Source organism: Streptomyces sp. NPDC006012 (assembly GCF_042871185.1).
Classification (GTDB): domain Bacteria; phylum Actinomycetota; class Actinomycetes; order Streptomycetales; family Streptomycetaceae; genus Streptomyces.
Genome location: NZ_JBIAIE010000024.1, coordinates 37,837 through 58,048, shown reverse-complemented (window position 1 = coordinate 58,048; position 20,212 = coordinate 37,837). Strand labels below are relative to the sequence as shown.

The window sequence follows — 20,212 nt, the reverse complement described above, 5'->3', positions numbered from 1 at the left end:
CGCGGGCGGTCCGTGTGGACGACGAGGCGTACGCCGGGGCGGTGCCCTTGCGCGGCGCCCCGCGGCGAGCCGCCCGACGGCCGGCCCGCACGTCCCGATGAGTCGCTCCGCTCGGGCGAGGACTCCCACCGCTTCCCCGACGGGCCGCCCTGCTCGGCGGCAGCGTCGTCGCTGCCGCCGACCGGGGCCGACGATCGGGGACGCGCACCCTGGAGGCGAGCCGTCGGGAACGGGCCGTCGGGAAGCGACCGGACGGTTTCGGGCCGTCGGGAAGCGGGCCGTCGGGGTCCGGGCCGTCAGTCCGCGTCGTCGAAGGCGTCCGCGAACCCGAGGTCGGGAAGCACGGAGCCGGCCGGTGCCGGGACCCGCGCGCCGAAGTCGTCCCTGCGGTGCCCGGCATCCGGATCGTGCACGTCCACGTGGACGACGACCCACACGGTGACCTCGCCCGCGGTGTCGTCCCGGACACCCCAGTCGTCGGCCAGCGCCGTGATGATGTTCAGCCCGCGACCGCCGTGCGCGGTGACCGACGGGGTGGCCGGCGCCGGGCGGGTCGGACCGCCTCCGTCCGTCACCTCGACGATGAGCCTGCCGCGCTGGTCCACCGACCACGCGGCGCGGACATCCCCGTCACCGGCCGGGGCGTCGCCAAGTGGACGCCCGTGCTTGCAGGCATTGCTCAAAAGTTCTGACAGGATCAGTACGGCATCGTCGATGACCGATTCTGATACGCCACCGTTGCGCAACTGATCACGCATCCGATGTCTCGCTTTCCCCACGCCCGCAGGGCCATGGGGTACGGCCATGCTCGACGACGTGGGCACCTCCTGTGCCACCACCAACGCCACCCCCGAGACCTCCTTCGCCCCACGCCACGGTGTGGATGCCCCATTGGCCTGTACCGGAAACCGGCCAATCCGCGTCCAGCGACGCATTCGCAACGATCGAACACAGAACGAACGCGCCGGAGCACTCCCCGTGACGGAGTCGTAAGGGCGTGGCTTGATTTCAATGCTCTAGCCGAGAAGGGAGCATGCTTCAGGCATGCGGATGGGGTCAAGGGGGGTGAACCGGTCTTACTGGGCTCTTTACATCACAGTGGGCATTGCCTGTGAAGCCGGTGTCACCGCCCGAGCTGGCGCAGGACCGTGCGGGGACGGTTGGTGATGATGGCGTCGACGCCCAGTCCGACGCAGAGGTCGACGTCCTCGGGCTCGTTGACGGTCCACACGTGCACCTGGTGACCGGCCCGCTTCAGCCGCTCGATGTACGCCGGGTGGTTGCGTACGATCCGGATCGACGGGCCCGCGATCCGGACCCCGGCGGGCAGCCGCCCGTCCCGCAGCCGGGGCGAGACGAACTGCATCAGGTACACCGTCGGCAACGTGGGAGAGGCCGCCCGCACCCGGTGCAGCGAGCGCGCCGAGAAGCTCATGATCCGTACCTGGGGGTGCGCGGTGCCGGCCGGGGCGTCGAGTCCGAACCGCTTCAGGAGCGCCAGCAGCCGCTCCTCCACCTGTCCGGCCCAACGGGTGGGGTGCTTCGTCTCGATGGCCAGCTCGACCCGCCGGCCGGCGCCCGTGACCAGCTCCAACAGCCGCTCCAGGGTGAGTACGGAGGTGTCCGCGCGATCCTCCGGACGGAACTCCCAGTCGGGCTCCTCGTCCCGGCCGCGCCAGGTCTCGCGGGTCTTCCGGGAGCCGAAGTCCAGAGCGGCGAGTTCGGCCAGCTCCAGGGCGGACACCGCCCCGCGCCCGTTGGACGTGCGGTTGACACGCCGGTCGTGGACGCAGACGAGGTGGCCGTCCGCGGTCAGCCGCACGTCGCATTCAAGGGCGTCCGCGCCGTCCTCGATCGCCTTCTTGTAGGCGGCGAGAGTGTGCTCGGGGGCGTCCTCGGAGGCCCCTCGGTGGGCGACGACCTGGACGTCGTGCTGTGGTGCGTGGGTCACCGCGTCATGGTGCCATCGTGTGGAGGTACGCGTGGCGGCCCGGGCGCGTACGTGAAGCGAACGTCGGAAGTGACTTCGCTCATGAATGGAAGTTTTGTCAGAAAAGCCCTATATAAAGGTTGGCCTCGGACCCACAGCGACCGCTTATGGTGCTCTGACGTCCCGTGGGAAAAGCTGACGTCAGACAAAAGCACATGCACAGCTGAATCGCGCCGGACCGTGAACCATCCTGAACGTGCGTGACCGAGTGCGACCGAGAACAACAGCCGTGGACCGAGGAGAAGAAGCTGTGAGCACCGAGAACGAGGGCACTACGGTACCTCCGGCCCCGTCCGCACCTCCCGTGCCGGTGGCATCTCCCGCTGCTTCCCCGCAGGCAGCCTCGTCCGAGGAGAGCGAACCGACGGCCCCGATCCCGCCGGTGCCCCCGGGCACCCCCGGCGCTCCGGAATCCGCCGCGCCGTCCGCCCCGGGCCCGTCGGACGGCACGTCGGCGTCCAACCCCGCCCCGGCCCCCGGTCCCGCCCCGGACGCTTCCTGGCCGGCCCCGCCCCCGGTCACCCCTTCCTACGCGGACGGCGGCTACGCGGACGGCGGCGCGGGCGCCGGCTCCTGGGGAGCCTCGTACCAGCAGCCCGCCCCCAATCCGCGCGGCAACGGGCGCGGCGGGCTGGTCGCCGCGGTCCTGGTGGCCGCGCTGGTCGCGGGAGGACTGGGCGGCGGCCTGGGCTACACCCTGGCCAAGAACAACGACGAGAGCGGCTCCACCACCGTCTCGGCCTCCGACGGCGGCACCGCCTCGCAGGTCAAGCGCTCCCCCGGCACCATCGCGGGCATCGCGGCCAGGGCGCTGCCCAGCACGGTCACCATCGAGTCGGAGGGGACCAACGGCCAGGGCGGCACCGGCACCGGGTTCGTCTTCGACAAGCAGGGCCACATCATCACCAACAACCACGTGGTGGCGGACGCCGTCGAAGGCGGCAAGCTGACCGCCACGTTCCCGAGCGGAAAGAAGTACGACGCCGAGGTCGTCGGCCACGCGCAGGGCTACGACGTCGCCGTCATCAAGCTCAAGAACGCTCCGTCCGACCTCCAGCCGCTTGCCCTCGGCGACTCCGACAGGGTGGCCGTAGGCGACGAGACGATCGCGATCGGCGCCCCCTTCGGGCTGTCCAACACGGTGACGACCGGCATCATCAGTGCCAAGAACCGCCCGGTCGCCTCCAGTGACGGCAGCTCCGGCAGCGCGGCGTCCTACATGAGCGCCCTGCAGACCGACGCGTCCATCAACCCGGGCAACTCCGGCGGCCCGCTGCTGGACGCCGGCGGCGCGGTCATCGGCATCAACTCCGCGATCCAGTCCACCGGCGGCGGCGGGCTGGGCGGCTCCAGCCAGTCCGGCTCGATCGGCCTGGGCTTCGCCATCCCGATCAACCAGGCCAAGTACGTCGCCCAGCAACTGATCGCGACCGGCAAGCCGGTCTACGCGAAGATCGGCGCGTCCGTCTCCCTGGAGGACAGCACCAACGGCGCGACGATCACCGAGCAGGGCGTCTCCGGCTCCGCGGCGGTCGAGTCGGACGGTCCCGCGGCCAAGGCGGGCCTCAAGCCCGGCGATGTCATCACCAAGCTCGACGAAACGGTGATCGACAGCGGCCCGACCCTGATCGGCGAGATCTGGACCCACAAGCCCGGCGACAAGGTCACCGTCACCTACAAGCGAGGCGGCCAGGAGCGCACCGCGCAGCTGACCCTCGGCTCCCGCAACGGCGACAGCTGACCCGGCGCACCTGCCGACCGGTTAGTCTTGTCCCCGCGCCGACGACAGCACGGCGCGGGGAGGCGTGCCCGAGCGGCCGAAGGGAACGGTCTTGAAAACCGTCGTGGCAGCGATGTCACCGTGGGTTCAAATCCCACCGCCTCCGCACTCCGAGCAGTGAGAACGGCCCCCGACCAGGTGATTCGGTCGGGGGCCGTGCTGCTGCGTGACGTCCAAGAGTGACCGCGGTTCGCCTCGGTTTCCCGCAGGATCGGGCTCGGCAGGAGCACGCAACCTGTTGGGTCCCGATTGCTTCTGCCGTTCCTGGGACCGTGGCGTGAACCGGGGCGGGACGATCTGACGTCCGAGGTGCCGGCAGAACGGCTCACCACGGCACCGTAGCTCGGGAGCACGGTCCTACGACCGAGATGATGATCAATGCTGCTCTGCCGTCGATCGATCTCGGTCTTCGGCAGGAACTTCGATACCCCGCTGCCTCTTGATGGTGAGGGGCGTGCGCTTGTGCGTCATGCAGGCTGTCCTGGGGCAGAGGCTCGCTTGGCGGTGTCCCGCTGGGTGATGGCTTCGGCCACCTGCTCGATGGCGGTACGCAGCAAGGCGCCGTAAGCATCCTGTGGCAGGTTCGGGGCATGCTCTTGGGCCGCGTTGATGTGTTCGGCCGCAGCGTCGAAGGATCCGAGCCGCCGGTAGTTGTCGGCGAGGTTGAGGTGCAGGGACGGATAGAAGCCGGCGATCCGAAGACCGGCGTGATGCTCCTGCACGCGTTGATCGGTCAGGGCATCGGCAGCGTCCAGGGCCCGGACGTCCCAGGCCAGGGCCTGGGCGGAGTCTTCGTAGAGGTCTGCCAAGTGGTGCGCGAGGGTGCAGCGGTGCAGCGGATCGCCGGTGACGCCGATCGTGGACCAGAGGTCCAGGAGTTTCTGGCGGGCAGTGGCGATGTCTCCGGCTCGTCCTTCGGCGACGGCCCGGCCGATGGCGTCCATGGTCGAGTCGGGGCCGGTGGGAACAGCGGTCATGGGAGTGGTCCTCGTCCTTCCTGCTCAGGCGGGGCGGTCGTGTTTGACGGGCATGGCCAAAGTGGTGAGATCGCCGCGGTCGGCGGAGCGGATCGTGACGGGTTGGTCAGCTCCTCGCAGGTCGAGCATCACGTCAGGGCCGATGGCGGTACTGACGGCTGGAAAGAGCGTGGTCAGCTCGAACGAGACCTGGAGGGCGCGTCCCGTCACGACGGCCGGGAGCGGGAAGCCGGGGTGCTCGTCATCGGCCGCCAGAACCTTCAGGCCACGGTGGGACACGCGCAGAGAGAGCCGCTCACCTGCGTGTTCTTCCAGGACTTGCAGGAGCAGATCCTTCGAGACCGTCACCCGGGTCACGACCTCGGACAGTGACGCGAGCATCAACCGGTGGTCGGGGAACTCCCCTGGCAGCAGCCGGCAGTGCTGGTCTTCCCGATCCGCCATGCGCAGCCAGATCCCGTGCGGCGTGGCTTCGACTCGCACCAGCACGCTGCGGCGGATCTCGCCGACCGCGGCCCGCAGTTCGTCACCGCTGACCGTGGCTGCCCAAGCCGTGGCTACTGGCTCAGCAGGAACGAGGGTGCGTGTCGAGAGCCGGTAGCGGTCGGTCGCGGTCAGCGTGACCGCTTCCTGGGTCGCCTCGACGCGTAGTCCCCCGAGTACAGGCATGCCCGGATCGCGTGCGGTCGCGGTCAGGACCTGCTCGATCGCGTCAGCCAGCACGGGGCCCTTCAGCACAGCAATCAGCAGGCTCGGCTCGTTGGAGAGCGACGACTTGATCAGAGCGGCCTTCTGCTGCGTCGCTCTGGCGTCCTCCAAAACCTTCGCGACGTGGTCGTCGATCAGGCGAGACGCTTCATCGGGTTCGGCGTCGAGGACCGTCTCGACAGCAGCGAGGGGCATGACAATCTCACGGAGCCGACGAAGCTCGATGGCCCGTGCCACCTGGTCAGCGGTGTAGTAGCGGTAACCCGAGACCGGGTCGATCTCCGCAGGGGGCAGCAGCCCGGAGTCGGCGTAGAACCGCAAGGCGCTGGAGGTCAGACCAGTGCGCTGGGCGAAGACCCCGATCGGCATCAGCTCAGAATGTGGCACCCCTCCATCGTCGAGCTTCAACCAACTCGAAGGTCAACACGGCCCACGTGTGCCGACTGCGTCACGGCTCGGGCCAGTGAGCGGACTCGGGAAGACGTGTCCGAGGGAATTCGGCTACGGCACCCAAGCGGCGTGAACTGGGCAGGGAGATGGTGCTTACCGGAAAGGGGGCCGGGCCGACGGTTCGATGCGATGAGAACGGCGCTTCCTGTTCCGATTACCGGCGTCTCACCACCCTCCGGCGAAGAACCCGGCAAGTGCCCGAGGGGAGTCCGCCGCGCTCGTCGTGTTCGCGACGGCGACCACGAGTGCAGCGGCCGTCAGAACCGCGGAGGCGGTGACGCCGAACTTCGTCGCGCGCCCCGAACGCCTCTCGGGCGAGTTCTTCCGTTGCCTCCACAACATGACAGTCACTCCGGCCATCGCGAGCGCGAGCACAGCGGCCATCACCGCAAATACGGCGTGGTACACGGCGAAGTCGCTGATCATCACGGACAGAGCGGGGGAGTGCTGACCGTCGGGGTAGACGGCGAGCTGCTGCCGGGCCTGGGCGAGGCTCCGGGTGAGTTCGCCGTCGGCGCCGCCCGTCGTCAGCATGGGCAGCAGCGAGGCGAACGGCGCCGCCGCACCTTGCAGATTGGCCATCAGCGCGACGAGGGCGAAGATCCCGAGCACTCCGACGAGGAAGTCGGCCCACGTGAGGGGGAGCCGGCCGTACCGTCGTCCGGTCCGTTGCCGACCGTGCCGCCACAGTACGACGCCGAGCGCCACCGTCACCGCCAGAAGCAGCGCGGAAACGCCGGCCTTGACGAGATGGAAGCGGAACCAGTAGTTCACCGTGGTGCCCAGCAACGCCGGGAAATCCTCGCTGCCGGAAGCCCAATAGGCCGCGAATCCATGGCGAAAGGAATCGCCGACGTTCGCCGTGTTGACGGAACTCCGCGCCAGCGCGTTGGGCGCGATGAAGAAGGCGACGAGGAGTGCCCCGGCCAGGGCGGTCAGGAAGCTGATCCGGCGCCGCGGGTCCATGGACAGGGGGCGGGACAGGACGGCGAAGCTTTTCATGTACGGCTTTCGGATCTCGTGGGACGCACCGTCTCTCCGGGCGTATCGGGGCCTGAGCACCCAGAACGGAAAGCTATCGGCGGGCGCCCGCCCGGTCCCTGGAGCCGGCCTCCGACTATGAGGTGGGGCTAGCCCCACCTGAGGAGAATCCGGTCGCCGTTGTTCGTGGTCCTCGCCGGCCCCGCAGGCGGCGCCCGCCAGAAGCGAACCAGGTTCGTCCGGGGCGCCGACTTCACCGGGTACGACTTCTCATGCGCCGTGCAAGCGAATCGTGACTCATCGCCCGTACACCCCACCCCACCCCCAGACCGGCGCACCGTCGGCCGGCTCCGGACCCCTCCCGGACCTGGGCTGCCGCCCGCCGACACGGCAACCCGGACCGGTCATAGCCACGGCTACCGGAACCCGGTCCGGCTGGTCGGCGACTCTGCATGCGTCGTTCCGCTGCCGCCCTTCGCCGTTCTCCGTACCGGCTCCCGCCGACGGCCCCTACGGTCGCGGCGCCACCGTCGCCACTACACCCTGACCGGCCGCTCCGTTCGGCCAGGTCCATCCGGCGACGAGATGCCCGTACGGCGTCGGCGCCTCATCCGCCGGCCGCAGGACGCGGTTCACGTGAACATCGAGCCCGTCACCAGGGGCGGTTCCGTGCATGACGACGCTCGGGTCGGGGGTGTCGCTCTCGCTCTGGTGCTGAGGTATCGCCTCGCCGCGCAGGAGTGCGCTCAACCGCGCCATCACCACCGGGTCGTGGACGCCGTCGTAGATCCAGCGGGTGCCGAGCACCCCGTGCTCGGAGGTGCCGATCAGAGCCTCCGCGGGCACACCGCCGAGCGCCGCGCCGCGGTAGGCCATCGGCACCAAGTACGCCACCGGTTCCCGCCCCTGCTCGGGTGCGGTGGCGTCCACCACGACCATGAACTCGATCCCGACCGAGCCCTCAGGGTCGTCCAGACGGAAGCCGCCGGCCTTGAGCAGTTCCGGTGTCTCCGCGTCGCCCACGTACCAACTCTGCTTCGGCAGCCATTCCGTGAGCAGTTCCAGCTTGGTCGGCTTCATGGTGGTCCGGTGGATGAAGGCCATGAGAGTCCCCCTCGTGAGTGGGTCCGGGTCCGGCCTGCGTCGGGTGGGGCCGAACCTAACCGAACCTATAGGAGACGGTCCCGCTTCCTGAGCGGTGTGAAGCGGCCAAGATCTCCGCTGCGACCGGCTGACCGGCCGACCAGGCTGACCGACGGTCTCACGAAGTCGCCGCCGGTCGACCGGTCGCTCAGCACGTCATACAGCCGTACCAGGTCTCAGGACCGCCCTGACAGGTCTCAGGTTCGCCCTGACAGGTCCCAGGACCGCCCCGACAGGTTCTCAGGGACGACCCGGTCGGACGTCATGGCCGGTGCCGCGTCATCCGGGCCGCCGACGCGATCGTCGCCCGCGCCTCGCGCTCCGAGAGCCCGGTGTTGCGGGCCGCCTCGATCAACGGGGCTACGAGGGCGGGGCCGATGCCGTTCTCGTAAGCGCGGCAGGCGGCCCAGAACAGACGGGTGTTGCGCTGGCCCTCGTGTGCCGCGAGGACGAACTGGACCAGCCCTTTTCCGTGGTCCCCGGCCGGCGGGGGCGCCGGATGGGGTGCGCGGGGCGGCGGGAGGAGCAGGCGCAGCAGGGCGGGCGGGCAAGGGGCGGGAGTCAGGTGGGCGGTGCCGGGGGCGGTGGCGTAGACACCGTGCTCGGTGCGCGAGCCGGGGCCGACGAGATAGCCACCGGCGCCCCGTATGTCGATTCCGGGGGCGAGCCGGCTGGCCGAGTTGGGGACCACGACGTCCGGCGGGCCGGCCAGCCAGACGTGCCGGCCCCCGCTCGGCGTGAGCACCACGACGGTCTCGGGGATGGTGAACAGGTGGCGCAGGGCGAGTTCGCGCAGGGCGGCCGAGGAGTCCGTGCCGGACTTGGTGTCGAGGTCGACGCCGATCAGGTGGTGCGGGGACAGGCCGCAGGCGATGCCGTAGCCGGTCGCCCAGGGCGCGGCGGCGAACAGTTCGCGGATGCGTGCCGGCTCGGTCGAGGCGTCGTACACGCCGTGTCCGAAGCGGCCGCATTCGCCGTGGCACGTCACGGGTGGGGGTGCAGGTGCGGATGCGGGTGTTGCTGGTGTGGCAGGTGTTGTCGTTGTGGTGGGTGCGGCGGAGGTGGCGTGGTCGCGGTGAGGAGATCGCAGGGCCGGGAGTTTCGTCCGGGACAGGGGGATGACAGCCAGTCCGCGTTCGGCGGCTGACAGGGCGTGCGCGAGGGCCAGCGTCGTGGCCTGCCGGTCGGGGGTGGCCATACGTCGATGGTCGTACAAGTGTTCGAGAAAGGGAAGAGGGGGTCGGAGTGACGCGCCGGTGCGGGCGAGCTGGCCGAAAGTGCGGCGGAACGATTCATCGCTTGTGCCGCTTGGGTCCGAGAAGTCCGTACTAGGTACTGCTGGCCCATGAGATCACCAAAGATGGCGAAAGGGGTTTATCGACATGTCATCACGCTTGAGTGCGAATCAGGGCCTGTGAGGTGGTTCGCCGGGGATTCCATGGGCAACTCTGGATTCGCGACGTCGTGCAGAACCGTCCGGGAGGTCGGCCAACTTCCCTGGCAAAAAGCCGTACTTCACGAATTTCCCGTGCTCCCGGCCATCCGGCCAATGGGTATTGTCCTGGAGGAACAAAATGGCAAGCATCCGTACCGCTCGCGTTCTCGCCGCCGTCTCCGCGCTCCCGCTCGCCGCCGCTCTCTTTGCCGGCGTCGCGTCCGCGGACAACGGGGCCATCGCGGCTGACGGATCGAACGCCGCCGCGGCGACCGGCGTGGCGAGCGTCATCGGCAGCGGGGTCGGTGGCGAAAACAACGGCAACTCGTCCACCACGGCACAGAACGCGATCGGCTCCGGTGCCTCTAACCAGAGCAACACGGCCCAGGTCAACGGCTCCGCGTTCACGTCCGTCCAGCAGGGGAACGAGAACGTCTCCGTCAGCTTCGACCACCTGTGGTAAGCCGGGACTGACGTCCTGTGTGGGGTGTGCTTTCGGGGTCGTAGCACGTCTGCGCGGCGGTACTTCGGTACCGCCGCGCAGGCGTTTTTCTCTCTTTTCTTCAATTTCTTGTCTCTTGTCTCTTGTCTCTTTGCCCTTTGCCCTTTGTTCCTTGTTCTCTGGCGCTGTCCCCCGTGCCTTCCCCTCCCCCGTCTCCCGGTGATCCAGATCCCGCCGATCTCTCTGATCTCTCCGATCCCGCCGATCAGGCCCCCGGCGCCACGGTCTTCCGATCTCCTGGTCTCCCGGTTTCCCGGTCTCCCGCCGACCTTGACACCCGACAGCATCTGACGGACAGTCAGAAACCGTCGTACAGTCAGAGATCGTCGATCGTGCGGGCCCGGACCCGGTCCGTACGAGTCCGTCACCGGGCCGGGAGGTTCCACCGCCGTGCACCTCGCCCCCACCGAGCGCCAGCAGCGGCTGCGCGCCGAACTCCGCGCCTATTTCCGGGCCGTGCTGCCGACCGGCCCCGTCGAGCCGCAGGAGCGGCGGGCGCTGCTGCGCCGGATCGGCGACGACGGCTGGCTCGGCCTCGGCTGGCCGGTCGAGTACGGCGGCCAGGGCCGGGGCGCGGACGAACAGTTCGTGTTCTTCGACGAGGCGTACCGGGCCGGCGCCCCGGTCTCGATGGTCACTCTGAACACAGTCGGGCCCACACTCATGAAGTACGGCAGCGAGGAGCAGAAGGCCCGGCTCCTGCCGCGCATCCTCAGCGGGGAGCTGACCTTTGCGATCGGCTACAGCGAGCCGTCGGCCGGCACCGACCTGGCCTCGCTGCGGACGCGAGCCGTGCGGGCGGGCGACGGCTGGCGGATCGACGGGCAGAAGACGTTCACCTCGGGTGCCCAGCACGCGGACTGGATCTGGCTCGCCTGCCGCACCGATCCCGAGGCACCAAAGCACCGGGGCATCTCGATTCTTCTCGTTCCCACTGACGCGCAGGGGTTCTCGTGGACGCCGATCGAGACGGTCGGCGGGCAGACCACCACGGCCACTTACTACGACGGGGTCGGCGTCCCGGCCGGGAACCTCGTCGGGGCCGAGAACGAGGGCTGGTCGCTCATCACCAACCAGCTCAACCACGAGCGGGTCGCCCTCGCGGCCGTCGGCATGCAGGCCGAGGACTTCTACGCGGCCGCGGTCGCCGCAGCCCGTACCCCCGATCCGGTGACCGGCGAACGACGGATTGACGAGCCCTGGGTGCGTGCGCAGCTGGCCGAGGCGCATGCGCGACTGGCGGCGACACGCCTGCTGAACTGGCGTTTGGTGGGGGACGTGGGAGCGGGCAGGCTCGCGCCGGGAGACGCCAGCGGCGTGAAAGTGGCGGGAACCGAATCGGCGGTGGCGGTGTACCGAATATGTCAGCACGCGATCGGGACGGACGGGCTGGCAGGGATGGTGCGGTCGGGTTCGCCGGGTGCCTTCGCGGACGGCGAGCTGGAGCGGCTGAACAGGGCGGCGCAGATCAACACGTTCGGGGGCGGGGTGAGCGAGGTGCAGCGGGAGATCGTCGCGACGATGCGGCTCGGGATGACGAGGGGGCGGCGGTGACGGGCGAGGAAAGGAGCGCGGTGACCGGCGCGGAGGGGACGGCCGGGCCCGGCTCGGAAGCGGCGAGGAAAGCCGCGGTGGGCGAGGGCGCGGAGACAGGAGCGGGTGCGCGTACGGGCATGCGTACGGGCGTGAGTACGGGGGCAACGGCAGCCGCGGCCACGCCGGACGAACGGCGCCTGTCGGACGATCCGCGCCCATCAGACGATCCGCGCCCATCAGACGATCCGCGCCCGTCGGATGAGCCGCGCGCGCTGAAGGAACCGGGTGCGCCGGATGATCTGTGGGCCCGGCTCAAGGCGTACGAGGGGCAGGCCGCAGCCGTCGCCTGCGCGGGCAAGGACCCGGTCAACGCGCCGATGATCCGGCACTGGTGCGAGGCGATGGGCGACACCAACCCGGTGTACACGGGCCCGGACGCCGTGGCCCCGCCGACCATGCTCCAGGTGTGGACGATGGGCGGACTCTCCGGGTACGACGGGCGCACGGACGCGTACGACGAGCTGCTCACCCTGCTCGACGAGGCGGGCTGCACCTCGGTGGTCGCCACCGACTGCGAACAGGAGTATCTGCGACCCCTGCGGCCCGGCGACGAGGTCACCTTCGACGCGGTGATCGAATCGGTGTCGCAGCGCAAGACGACCAAGCTCGGTACGGGGTACTTCGTCACGACCCGCATGGACGTCCGAGTGGGCGCCGACCTCGCGGGCACGCACCGCTTCCGCATCCTCAAATATGCCCCCGCGCGCCGGAAACCCAGGCCCCCGCGCCCGCGCCCGGTCGTCAACCGGGACAACGCCGGCTTCTGGGAGGGGGTGGCGGGGCAGCGGCTCCTCATTCAGCGCTGCACCGGCTGTGGCACCCTGCGCCACCCCTGGCTGCCGGGCTGCAACGCCTGCGGCTGCCTGGACTGGGACACGGTCGAGGCGAGCGGCGAGGGGACCGTGTACTCGTACGTCGTGATGCATCACCCGCCGTTCCCCGCGTTCGACCCTCCCTACGCGGTCGGCCTGATCGAACTGGCCGAAGGCGTGCGGATGGTGAGCAACGTGGTGGGGGTGCCCTACGACAAGGTGCGCGTCGGGCTGCCGGTGCGCGTGGAATTCCGGCGGTACGAGGAGCCGGGCGGCGACACGGACCCCCTGGTCCTGCCGGTCTTCCGGGTCACCGAGGGCGGGGTCTGACATGGACTTCACGCCCACGGAGGAACAGACCGCGGCCCGTGACCTGGCCGCGCGGATCTTCACCGACCTGGCCAAGCACGAACGGCTGACGGCCGGCGGCACCGGCAGCGACCCGGAACTGTGGAAGGCACTCACCGGTGCGGGCCTGGTGGGCGCCGTGGAGGAGCTGGGACTGCTCGGCCTGGTGCTGCTCCTGGAGGAACAGGGGCGTACGACCGCCCAGACGCCCTACGCCGCGAGCTGTGTCTTCGGGATCCTGGCGGTGGCCGCCCACGGCACACGGGATCAGCGGGAACGGCTGCTGCCAGGGCTCAGGGACGGGTCGCTGGTGGCCGTCGGGGCGTTCCCGGCGCAGTCGGGCGTGCGAGCCTCGGCACCGGGCGAACCGGAGGCCGAGCGCGGACCGGCCACGGCCGAGCTGACCGGCACCGTGCCCGTCGTCCCCTGGCTGCGCGACGCCACACACGTCCTCGTCGCCGACCATCGGCGGCGGCTGTGGCTGACCCCTCTCGCCGCCGGGGCTACGGTCACGCCGGTCGACCTGACCGCACCCTGGTCGGCCGGCCGTCTCACCCTGGACCACGCTGCCGCGGAGCGCCTGGGTACCGCCGAGTCACCCCAGGACACCGGCGCCTACGACGACATCCTCGCCACCGCCCGTACCGCCTTCGCCGGGCTCCAGGCCGGTGTCTGCACCGGGTCGCTCGCGCGGGCGGTGACGCATGCGAACACCCGGGAGCAGTTCGGCCGCCCGCTGGCCACCCGGCAGGCCGTCCAGCTCAAGGCCGCCGACGCGCACCTGGACACCGAGGCGATACGGGTGACGGCGTACGAGGCGGCCTGGCGGCGCGATGCCGGGCTGCCGTACGCCACCCATGCGCTGACCGCTGCCTGGTGGGCGTCCGAAGCGGGACAGCGCGTCGTCCACACAGGTCAGCATCTGCACGGCGGCACCGGAGCCGACCTCGATCATCCGGTGCACCGGTACTTCCTGTGGGGCCGGCAGCTGGACGCCTACCTGGGATGCGGAAGCGAAGCGCTCCAGGAATTGGGGGAGTTGATCGCAAGTGGGGAGTGAGGCATGGCGGTGACGGCAGGAAAGCCGGCGATGACGGCGGGCGCGGAACTGGCGCCGTTGGAGATCCCGGTCACCCGCACTCTGATCGTGTCCGGTGCCATCGCGTCGCGGGACTACCAGGACGTACACCATGACGCGGAACTGGCCCGGCAGAAGGGCTCCCCGGACATCTTCATGAACATCCTGACGACGAACGGCCTGGTCGGCCGGTACATCACGGACCACTTCGGCCCGACGGCCGTCCTCCGCAAGGTCGCCATCCGACTGGGGGCGCCGAACTATCCCGGGGACACCCTGGCGCTCTCGGGCACGGTCGAGGCGATGGACGGCGACACCGCGACCGTACGTGTGGTCGGATCCAACGCCATCGGCAGACATGTGACCGGGACCGTGACGGTCACGGTCCCGGCGGGAGGTGCGTGATGGGCGTACGCACCCGTGACCGGCTCGGCGGCCGAGCCGCTGTCGTCGGTATCGGCGCCACCGAGTTCTCCAAGAACTCCGGGCGCAGCGAGCTGCGGCTGGCGGTGGAGGCGGTGCGTGCCGCGCTGGACGACGCGGGCCTGACCCCGGGAGACGTGGACGGGCTGGTCACCTTCACGATGGACACCAGCCCGGAGATCACCGTGGCGCAGGCATGCGGGATGGGCGAGCTGTCCTTCTTCTCGCGGATCCACTACGGCGGCGGGGCGGCCTGCGCCACCGTCCAGCAGGCGGTGCTCGCGGTGGCGACGGGCGTGGCCGAGGTGGTGGTCTGCTACCGCGCGTTCAACGAGCGGTCGGGGCGGAGATTCGGCTCGGGCGTGCAGCACCGGGAGCCGTCGGCGGAGGGCGTGGCGCTGGGCTGGGCGCTGCCGTTCGGGCTGCTCACCCCGGCCTCCTGGGTGGCGATGGCGGCACAGCGCTATCTGCACACGTACGGTCTGACCCCCGAGGCGTTCGGGCACGTGGCCGTGGTGGACCGCGCATACGCGGCGACCAACCCCGCGGCGTACTTCCACGGCCGTCCGATCACGCTCGCCGACCATGCGGCCTCGCGCTGGATCGTGGAGCCGCTCAGACTGCTGGACTGCTGCCAGGAGACGGACGGCGGGCAGGCGCTGGTGGTCACCTCCGTGGAGCGTGCCCGCGATCTGCCGCGGGCGCCGGCGGTGATCGCGGCGGCCGCCCAGGGCGCCGGCCGGGCCCAGGAGCAGATGACCAGTTTCTACCGTGACGACCTGACCGGCCTCCCGGAGATGGGCGTGGTGGCACGACAACTGTGGCGCACCTCCGGGCTGGCTCCGGCCGACATCGATGTGGGGATCCTGTATGACCATTTCACCCCTTTCGTCCTGATGCAGTTGGAGGAGTTCGGGTTCTGCGCACCGGGGGAGGCGGCGGGTTTCATGGCCGAGGAGCGGCTGCCGGTCAATACGCACGGGGGGCAGCTCGGGGAGGCATATCTCCATGGGATGAACGGCATCGCGGAGGGGGTGCGCCAGCTGCGGGGCACGGCCGCCAACCAGATACCGGGAGCCGCCCGGATCCTGGTGACGGCCGGTACCGGAGTGCCGACGTCGGGGCTGGTGCTGGCGGCGGACGGATGACCCCCAGGGGTCATCCCGGAGCAGCTCTCGTCCCCCACTCCACCTTCAGGAGGTGTAGCCACCCCCACCCCTACAACCTGAGGGGGACTTTGCTTCGGGACCTGCGGCCGATCCGCCCGACTCGGGTCACTCATAGCGTGGAGCCATGACCACACCCGTCTGCACCAGCGCTTCGGACGCCGCCCCGGCGGCGAGGCAGACCCCGCCCCACCCCCGGCTTCGGCCAGGTGGAGGTACTTCCGTGTATCCGTCGTTCTCGTCGTACGTGAGAGACCGGCAGTCGGTACTGCTGCGTGCCGCCCGTTCGCTGACCGCCAACCCCAACGACGCCGAGGACCTGCTGCAGACCGCGCTCACCAAGACATACGTGGCGTGGGAGCGGATCGAGGACCACCGGGCCCTCGACGGCTACGTGCGCCGGGCGCTGCTGAACACCCGGACGTCGCAGTGGCGCAAGCGCAAGGTCGACGAGTTCGTGTGCGACGAACTGCCCGAGCCGGAGCCCGTCCCCGGTGGCGACGACCCGGCCGAGCGCCAGGCCCTGCACGACGCGATGTGGCGGGCGATCACGAAGCTGCCGGCGCGGCAGCGGGCGATGGTCGTCCTCCGGTACTACGAGGATCTGAGCGAGGCCCAGACGGCCGAGGTGCTCGGGGTGTCGGTGGGCACCGTGAAGTCAGCGGTGTCGCGCGCGCTCGGCAAGCTGCGTGAGGATCCTGAACTGGGGCTCGTCCGATAGCGTTCCTGCCGGACGGCACGGGGCTTGGCCGCGTATTCAGCGCTCATTTCGGGCCTAGTGCGGGCGCGTTCGTGGGCGTGCCGAAGGGGACCGGGGAAGCCTGCGCCGGAGTGGCACCACGGCACGGTCCGTACCGAGCCGAGACCAACCGGTTGACTTCAGTGGTGGGGTGGTGAGGGGGGAAATCTGAACCCGACTTCCAGGCCAATCACGAGGACCCGGGCAGCGGCGCGGACAGGGAAGTGTCCGTTGACGAGCGCGGCCCAAGGAAGCGTCCGTCGATCAGCGCGGCCCCCCACGAGCTCTCCGTCGGCAGGCGCCGTTCCGGGCAGGTCGGTCGTCGGTGCCGATCAGGGGATTCCGGCGTTGAGCAGACCGAGCGGGCCGGAGGTAGTGACATACCGCCGGGTATGCGCCGAGAATCGCGGCCAGTAGTTCCACCGCGTAACTCGATGGGGAGGCCCCGGTGTACAGCACGATGCAAGACGTCCCGCTGACGATCTCGCGGATTCTGGAACACGGCCGACGGGTCCATGGTGCGTCCCAGGTGACCACCTGGACCGGACAGACCGGGGAGAACGGGGAGACCGCCCCCCAGCGCCGTAGCTTCGCCGAGATCGGCGACCGGGCGGCCCAGCTGGCGCACGCACTCCGCGACGACCTCGGAGTCCGTGGGCCGGATGTACTGGCCACCCTCATGTGGAACAACGCCGAGCACGTCGAGGCGTACTTCGCGATTCCGGCCATGGGTGCGGTGCTGCACACGCTCAACCTGCGGCTGCCCGCCGAGCAGCTGACCTGGATCGTCAACCACGCGGCCGACCGCGTGATCATCGTCAACGGGTCGCTGATCCCGTTGCTCGCCCCGCTGCTGCCCCGGCTCACCGCGGTCGAGCACATCGTCGTCTCCGGCCCCGGCGACCGCGCCCCGCTGGCCACCGGCCGGGCCCAGGTGCACGAGTACGAGGAACTGATCGCCGGCAAGCCGACCATCTACGACTGGCCCGAGCTGGACGAACGCCAGGCCGCCGCCATGTGCTACACCTCCGGCACGACCGGCGACCCCAAGGGCGTGGTCTACAGCCACCGTTCGATCTACCTGCACTCCATGCAGGTCAACATGGCCCAGTCGATGGGCCTGACCGACCAGGACACCTCGCTGATCGTGGTCCCGCAGTTCCATGTGAACGCCTGGGGCCTGCCGCACGCCACGTTGATGACCGGCGTGAACATGCTGATGCCGGACCGCTTCCTGCAGCCCGCGCCGCTCGCGCAGATGATCGAGTCCGAGCGCCCGACCCACGCGGCCGCCGTGCCGACCATCTGGCAGGGCCTGCTCGACGAGCTGACCGCACGGCCCCGGGACGTCGCCTCGCTCACTCAGGTCACCATCGGCGGCTCGGCCTGCCCGCCCTCGCTGATGACGTCCTTCGACCGGCTCGGCATGCGGGTCTGCCACGCCTGGGGGATGACGGAGACCTCACCGCTGGGCACGGTGGCCCGGCCGCCGGCCCACGCGATGGGCACGGAGGAGGAGTTCGCCTACCGCCTTACACAGGGCCGCTTCCCGGCCGGTGTCTCCGCCCGGCTCACCGGACCCGGCGGCGAACGCCTTCCCTGGGACGGCGCGTCGGCGGGCGAACTGGAGGTGCGCGGCCCGTGGATCGCGGCCGCCTACTACAACGGCCCCGATGCCGAGCCGCTGCGTCCCGCCGACAAGTTCAGCGAGGACGGCTGGCTGAAGACCGGCGACGTCGGCACCATCAGCCCGGACGGCTTCCTCACCCTCACCGACCGTGCCAAGGACGTCATCAAGTCCGGCGGTGAGTGGATCTCCTCGGTCGACCTGGAGAACGCCCTGATGTCGCACCCGGATGTCACGGAGGCCGCCGTGGTCGCCGTACCGGACGACAAATGGGGCGAGCGCCCGCTGGCCACGGTGGTCCTCAGAGACGGCGCCGCCGTCGACTTCGAGGCCCTGCGTACCTTCCTCGCCCAGGAGGGCAAGATCGCCAAATGGCAGCTCCCGGAGCGCTGGACGGTCGTCGAGGTGGTGCCCAAGACGAGCGTGGGCAAGTTCGACAAGAAGAAGATTCGCGAAGCACATAGGTTGGGTCGGCTCGATGTGACACGGGTCGACTGACCCAACCAGCAACCCAGTTCGGGGCCTGGCCGGAGCGCTGTCTAGGAGGCCGCCGGAGGGTCTTCCGCTGCAAGGTGGCAGCCACAGCCCGCGCGGCACCACGTAGGCCCACCTTCGGGGTGGGCCCGAAGCACGCAGCACCGAAACCGCCGAGTGTGCGCCTTTCCCGTTCTGGAAAGTCAGGAGCCTTGACCTTGATCAAGGCTGGCCGGAAGCATCGAGCACGACATGGACTGTTGACGTGAGGGGGAAGCCGTGGGCGCACCACTGCGGAAGCTGTCGGGTGACCCGGACTGTAAGAACGGAACGTGCCCGACTTTGTGGGGTACGGACGACGGGAATTACGTTGTGCAAGGCTACGTGATCACCGATTCAGAGCGGCTGGCACAACTCGACCTGCCCGAGGGCGAGACGGCCGTCATGGTTCCGACCGCAGTGCTTGAGGAGTATTTCCGTGCTCAGCGGTGAGGATTTCAGCCATCTCTTCAAGACTTTCGAGCGGACGGCGTTCCGTCTGGAGACGCTGGACGAGTACGACGTGGACGAGGAACGCGAGGATATCGCGCGGTTCCTCGCGGGTGAGGACATGGGCCCGGACTGGGGCGACAACCCTTGGGTGCGCTCCATGACCGACAAGGGCAAGCAGGTGTCGCGTGTGCACGTCCTACGGTCTCCGCTGACTGAATACCTGCGGTACGAGCTAGCGGCGTACCCCGGCAACATCAAGGCCGGAGAATCCATCGGAATCATCGACCTGTCTGAGCAGGACGTCAGCGGCCTTCCCGATCATGACTTTTGGATGATGGACGATCGTGACGTCTACCGCATGCACTACACCCCGCAGGGCAAGTTCACAGGGGCAGAACTTCTGCCCCCGAGCAGGCTCATGGAGTATCAGGGTTACCGCGATCGCGCCCTAACCGTCGCGACGCCATTCGCTGCCTACTGGGAGGGGCACCACTGACCGGCGACTCACTCGGGACAGCCCTGCGGGCACTGCGAGAAACATCGGGACTTACCGGTGACGTAGTGGCCCGTAGGGCCTCCATGTCTGCCGGGAAGCTCTCCAAGATTGAGAATGGGAGGGTTCGGCCGACGGTCCAAGACGTCGACCTGATCCTGTCAGCTCTCGGGGTGTCTCAGGCGGTGAAGGACCAGTTCCTGAGCACGGCCCGCGCCGAGGCCACGGAAGCCATGGCATGGCGCCTGCTCCGCCGTATTGGCCCATGGAAGCACCAGAACACCATCAAGGCCATTGAGGCCAGCACACGGACCCTCAGGCTGTTTCAGGGGCAGTTGGTGCCGGGCCTACTGCAGACCCCGGAGTATGCCTCGGCCGTATTCAGCGTGCCCCCAGCGTTGCCCGTCGAGACCAGGGCGCGGACCGTGGCCGCGAGGATTGAACGGCAAGAGACTTTGCACGATCCGGACCGATCGTTTCGGTTCCTCATCTGCGAGCACGTCCTTCGGTGGCGCGTTCCGTCTCCGGTAGTGCTCGCGCTGCAACTCGACCGCATTGTGTCCCTGTCTCGGCTCCCGAACGTCAGCATCGGAGTTCTTCCGCTTGACGCCCCGATGCCGGACTTCCCAATGACGTGCTTCAGCCTCCATGACGATCGGCTAGTCATTGCGGAGACCTTCCACTCAGAGGTCACCACGCGTGATCCAAAGGACGTACACACGTACGTTGACACCTTCGAGAGGTTCGCCACAGCAGCTATTTACGGCGATGAAATGAGAGCCCTGGTCGAAAGCATCCGAGACGGGTTCTTGCCTTAACAGGAAAGAACCTAGGGCTACCCTCAATCTGGCGCGACGATCTCTCTCGTACCGAGACGAGGAGACGGCGACGATGGTGAGCCAGACCCAGGCGGACACGAACGCGGCCAAGTCGGAGTACGCGACTCGCGCGCACGACAGTGAGGCCCGTCCGGCCGTGAGGAACCCTCCCGGATTAGA

The 20,212-nt window shown here is 69.3% G+C and carries 18 protein-coding genes and 1 tRNA gene; 12 read left to right on the top strand and 7 right to left on the bottom strand.

What is annotated here, in order from left to right:
- Positions 1–296 precede the first annotated feature (296 nt).
- Together ACFYPJ_RS30690 and ACFYPJ_RS30685 are read right to left on the bottom strand one after the other, a co-directional pair.
- A complete protein-coding gene (locus tag ACFYPJ_RS30690; RefSeq protein ID WP_389024166.1) occupies positions 297–935 on the bottom strand; it encodes an ATP-binding protein in 639 nt (212 codons plus the stop codon).
- Positions 936–1,123: 188 nt separating this feature from the next.
- Positions 1,124–1,951, bottom strand: a complete 828-nt coding sequence (locus ACFYPJ_RS30685; RefSeq protein ID WP_389024163.1) for a glycerophosphodiester phosphodiesterase — start codon at positions 1,949–1,951, stop codon at positions 1,124–1,126.
- A gap of 289 nt (positions 1,952–2,240) precedes the next feature.
- Between ACFYPJ_RS30685 and ACFYPJ_RS30680 the strand changes: the two genes are divergently transcribed.
- Positions 2,241–3,731, top strand: a complete 1,491-nt coding sequence (locus ACFYPJ_RS30680; protein WP_389024160.1) for a S1C family serine protease — start codon at positions 2,241–2,243, stop codon at positions 3,729–3,731.
- Between the two features lie 58 nt (positions 3,732–3,789).
- Positions 3,790–3,876: transfer RNA gene (locus ACFYPJ_RS30675), tRNA-Ser, on the top strand.
- A gap of 361 nt (positions 3,877–4,237) precedes the next feature.
- Here the strand turns inward: ACFYPJ_RS30675 and ACFYPJ_RS30670 are convergent.
- The 5 genes from ACFYPJ_RS30670 to ACFYPJ_RS30650 form a co-directional block, all read right to left on the bottom strand.
- Positions 4,238–4,747, bottom strand: a complete 510-nt coding sequence (locus tag ACFYPJ_RS30670) for a hypothetical protein (protein ID WP_389024157.1) — start codon at positions 4,745–4,747, stop codon at positions 4,238–4,240.
- A gap of 24 nt (positions 4,748–4,771) precedes the next feature.
- Positions 4,772–5,824 carry a MerR family transcriptional regulator gene (locus ACFYPJ_RS30665; RefSeq protein WP_389024155.1) on the bottom strand — a complete coding sequence of 351 codons (1,053 nt, stop codon included), beginning with the start codon at positions 5,822–5,824 and terminating at the stop codon, positions 4,772–4,774.
- 246 nt (positions 5,825–6,070) lie between these two features.
- The gene (locus tag ACFYPJ_RS30660; protein ID WP_389024152.1) at positions 6,071–6,907 is read right to left on the bottom strand and encodes a tat (twin-arginine translocation) pathway signal sequence; all 837 of its coding nucleotides are present in this window, start codon (positions 6,905–6,907) and stop codon (positions 6,071–6,073) included.
- Between the two features lie 489 nt (positions 6,908–7,396).
- Positions 7,397–7,990, bottom strand: coding sequence for a 1,4-alpha-glucan branching protein (locus ACFYPJ_RS30655; protein ID WP_389024149.1), 594 nt, complete (start codon positions 7,988–7,990; stop codon positions 7,397–7,399).
- A gap of 301 nt (positions 7,991–8,291) precedes the next feature.
- A complete protein-coding gene (locus ACFYPJ_RS30650; protein ID WP_389024146.1) occupies positions 8,292–9,227 on the bottom strand; it encodes a bifunctional DNA primase/polymerase in 936 nt (311 codons plus the stop codon).
- A gap of 376 nt (positions 9,228–9,603) precedes the next feature.
- Here ACFYPJ_RS30650 and ACFYPJ_RS30645 point away from each other — a divergent pair, with 376 nt between their 5' ends.
- The 10 genes from ACFYPJ_RS30645 to ACFYPJ_RS30600 all read left to right on the top strand — a co-directional run bounded on the left by ACFYPJ_RS30645 (position 9,604) and on the right by ACFYPJ_RS30600 (position 20,032).
- Positions 9,604–9,927, top strand: coding sequence for a hypothetical protein (locus ACFYPJ_RS30645; protein WP_389024143.1), 324 nt, complete (start codon positions 9,604–9,606; stop codon positions 9,925–9,927).
- A gap of 429 nt (positions 9,928–10,356) precedes the next feature.
- Positions 10,357–11,520: an acyl-CoA dehydrogenase family protein gene (locus ACFYPJ_RS30640; protein ID WP_389024140.1), complete on the top strand. Its 1,164-nt coding sequence runs from the start codon at positions 10,357–10,359 to the stop codon at positions 11,518–11,520.
- Between the two features lie 119 nt (positions 11,521–11,639).
- Positions 11,640–12,704, top strand: coding sequence for a bifunctional MaoC family dehydratase N-terminal/OB-fold nucleic acid binding domain-containing protein (locus ACFYPJ_RS30635; protein WP_389024332.1), 1,065 nt, complete (start codon positions 11,640–11,642; stop codon positions 12,702–12,704).
- Position 12,705: 1 nt separating this feature from the next.
- A complete protein-coding gene (locus tag ACFYPJ_RS30630; protein ID WP_389024137.1) occupies positions 12,706–13,782 on the top strand; it encodes an acyl-CoA dehydrogenase family protein in 1,077 nt (358 codons plus the stop codon).
- A gap of 30 nt (positions 13,783–13,812) precedes the next feature.
- Positions 13,813–14,205 carry a MaoC/PaaZ C-terminal domain-containing protein gene (locus ACFYPJ_RS30625; RefSeq protein ID WP_389024329.1) on the top strand — a complete coding sequence of 131 codons (393 nt, stop codon included), beginning with the start codon at positions 13,813–13,815 and terminating at the stop codon, positions 14,203–14,205.
- The gene (locus tag ACFYPJ_RS30620) at positions 14,205–15,371 is read left to right on the top strand and encodes a lipid-transfer protein (RefSeq protein WP_389024135.1); all 1,167 of its coding nucleotides are present in this window, start codon (positions 14,205–14,207) and stop codon (positions 15,369–15,371) included. The genes ACFYPJ_RS30625 and ACFYPJ_RS30620 overlap by 1 nt, the downstream gene beginning before the upstream one ends.
- Before the next feature lie 145 nt (positions 15,372–15,516).
- On the top strand, positions 15,517–16,110 hold the full coding sequence (locus ACFYPJ_RS30615; protein ID WP_389024134.1) for a SigE family RNA polymerase sigma factor: 594 nt from the start codon (positions 15,517–15,519) through the stop codon (positions 16,108–16,110).
- A gap of 466 nt (positions 16,111–16,576) precedes the next feature.
- On the top strand, positions 16,577–18,253 hold the full coding sequence (locus tag ACFYPJ_RS30610; RefSeq protein ID WP_389024131.1) for a long-chain fatty acid--CoA ligase: 1,677 nt from the start codon (positions 16,577–16,579) through the stop codon (positions 18,251–18,253).
- Positions 18,254–18,707: 454 nt separating this feature from the next.
- A complete protein-coding gene (locus ACFYPJ_RS30605) occupies positions 18,708–19,217 on the top strand; it encodes a DUF6879 family protein (protein ID WP_389024129.1) in 510 nt (169 codons plus the stop codon).
- Positions 19,187–20,032, top strand: coding sequence for a helix-turn-helix domain-containing protein (locus ACFYPJ_RS30600; protein WP_389024326.1), 846 nt, complete (start codon positions 19,187–19,189; stop codon positions 20,030–20,032). The genes ACFYPJ_RS30605 and ACFYPJ_RS30600 overlap by 31 nt, the downstream gene beginning before the upstream one ends.
- Positions 20,033–20,212 lie beyond the last annotated feature (180 nt).

Bases quoted from the DNA above. Each gene is read 5' to 3' on its own strand.
- ACFYPJ_RS30690 (WP_389024166.1), bottom strand. From the start codon at position 935: ATGCGTCGCTGGACGCGGATTGGCCGGTTTCCGGTACAGGCCAATGGG.
- ACFYPJ_RS30670 (WP_389024157.1), bottom strand. From the start codon at position 4,747: ATGACCGCTGTTCCCACCGGCCCCGACTCGACCATGGACGCCATCGGC.
- ACFYPJ_RS30665 (WP_389024155.1), bottom strand. From the start codon at position 5,824: ATGCCGATCGGGGTCTTCGCCCAGCGCACTGGTCTGACCTCCAGCGCC.
- ACFYPJ_RS30660 (WP_389024152.1), bottom strand. From the start codon at position 6,907: ATGAAAAGCTTCGCCGTCCTGTCCCGCCCCCTGTCCATGGACCCGCGG.
- ACFYPJ_RS30655 (WP_389024149.1), bottom strand. From the start codon at position 7,990: ATGGCCTTCATCCACCGGACCACCATGAAGCCGACCAAGCTGGAACTG.
- ACFYPJ_RS30650 (WP_389024146.1), bottom strand. From the start codon at position 9,227: ATGGCCACCCCCGACCGGCAGGCCACGACGCTGGCCCTCGCGCACGCC.
- ACFYPJ_RS30645 (WP_389024143.1), top strand. From the start codon at position 9,604: ATGGCAAGCATCCGTACCGCTCGCGTTCTCGCCGCCGTCTCCGCGCTC.
- ACFYPJ_RS30635 (WP_389024332.1), top strand. From the start codon at position 11,640: ATGCGTACGGGCGTGAGTACGGGGGCAACGGCAGCCGCGGCCACGCCG.
- ACFYPJ_RS30630 (WP_389024137.1), top strand. From the start codon at position 12,706: ATGGACTTCACGCCCACGGAGGAACAGACCGCGGCCCGTGACCTGGCC.
- ACFYPJ_RS30625 (WP_389024329.1), top strand. From the start codon at position 13,813: ATGACGGCGGGCGCGGAACTGGCGCCGTTGGAGATCCCGGTCACCCGC.
- ACFYPJ_RS30620 (WP_389024135.1), top strand. From the start codon at position 14,205: ATGGGCGTACGCACCCGTGACCGGCTCGGCGGCCGAGCCGCTGTCGTC.
- ACFYPJ_RS30615 (WP_389024134.1), top strand. From the start codon at position 15,517: ATGACCACACCCGTCTGCACCAGCGCTTCGGACGCCGCCCCGGCGGCG.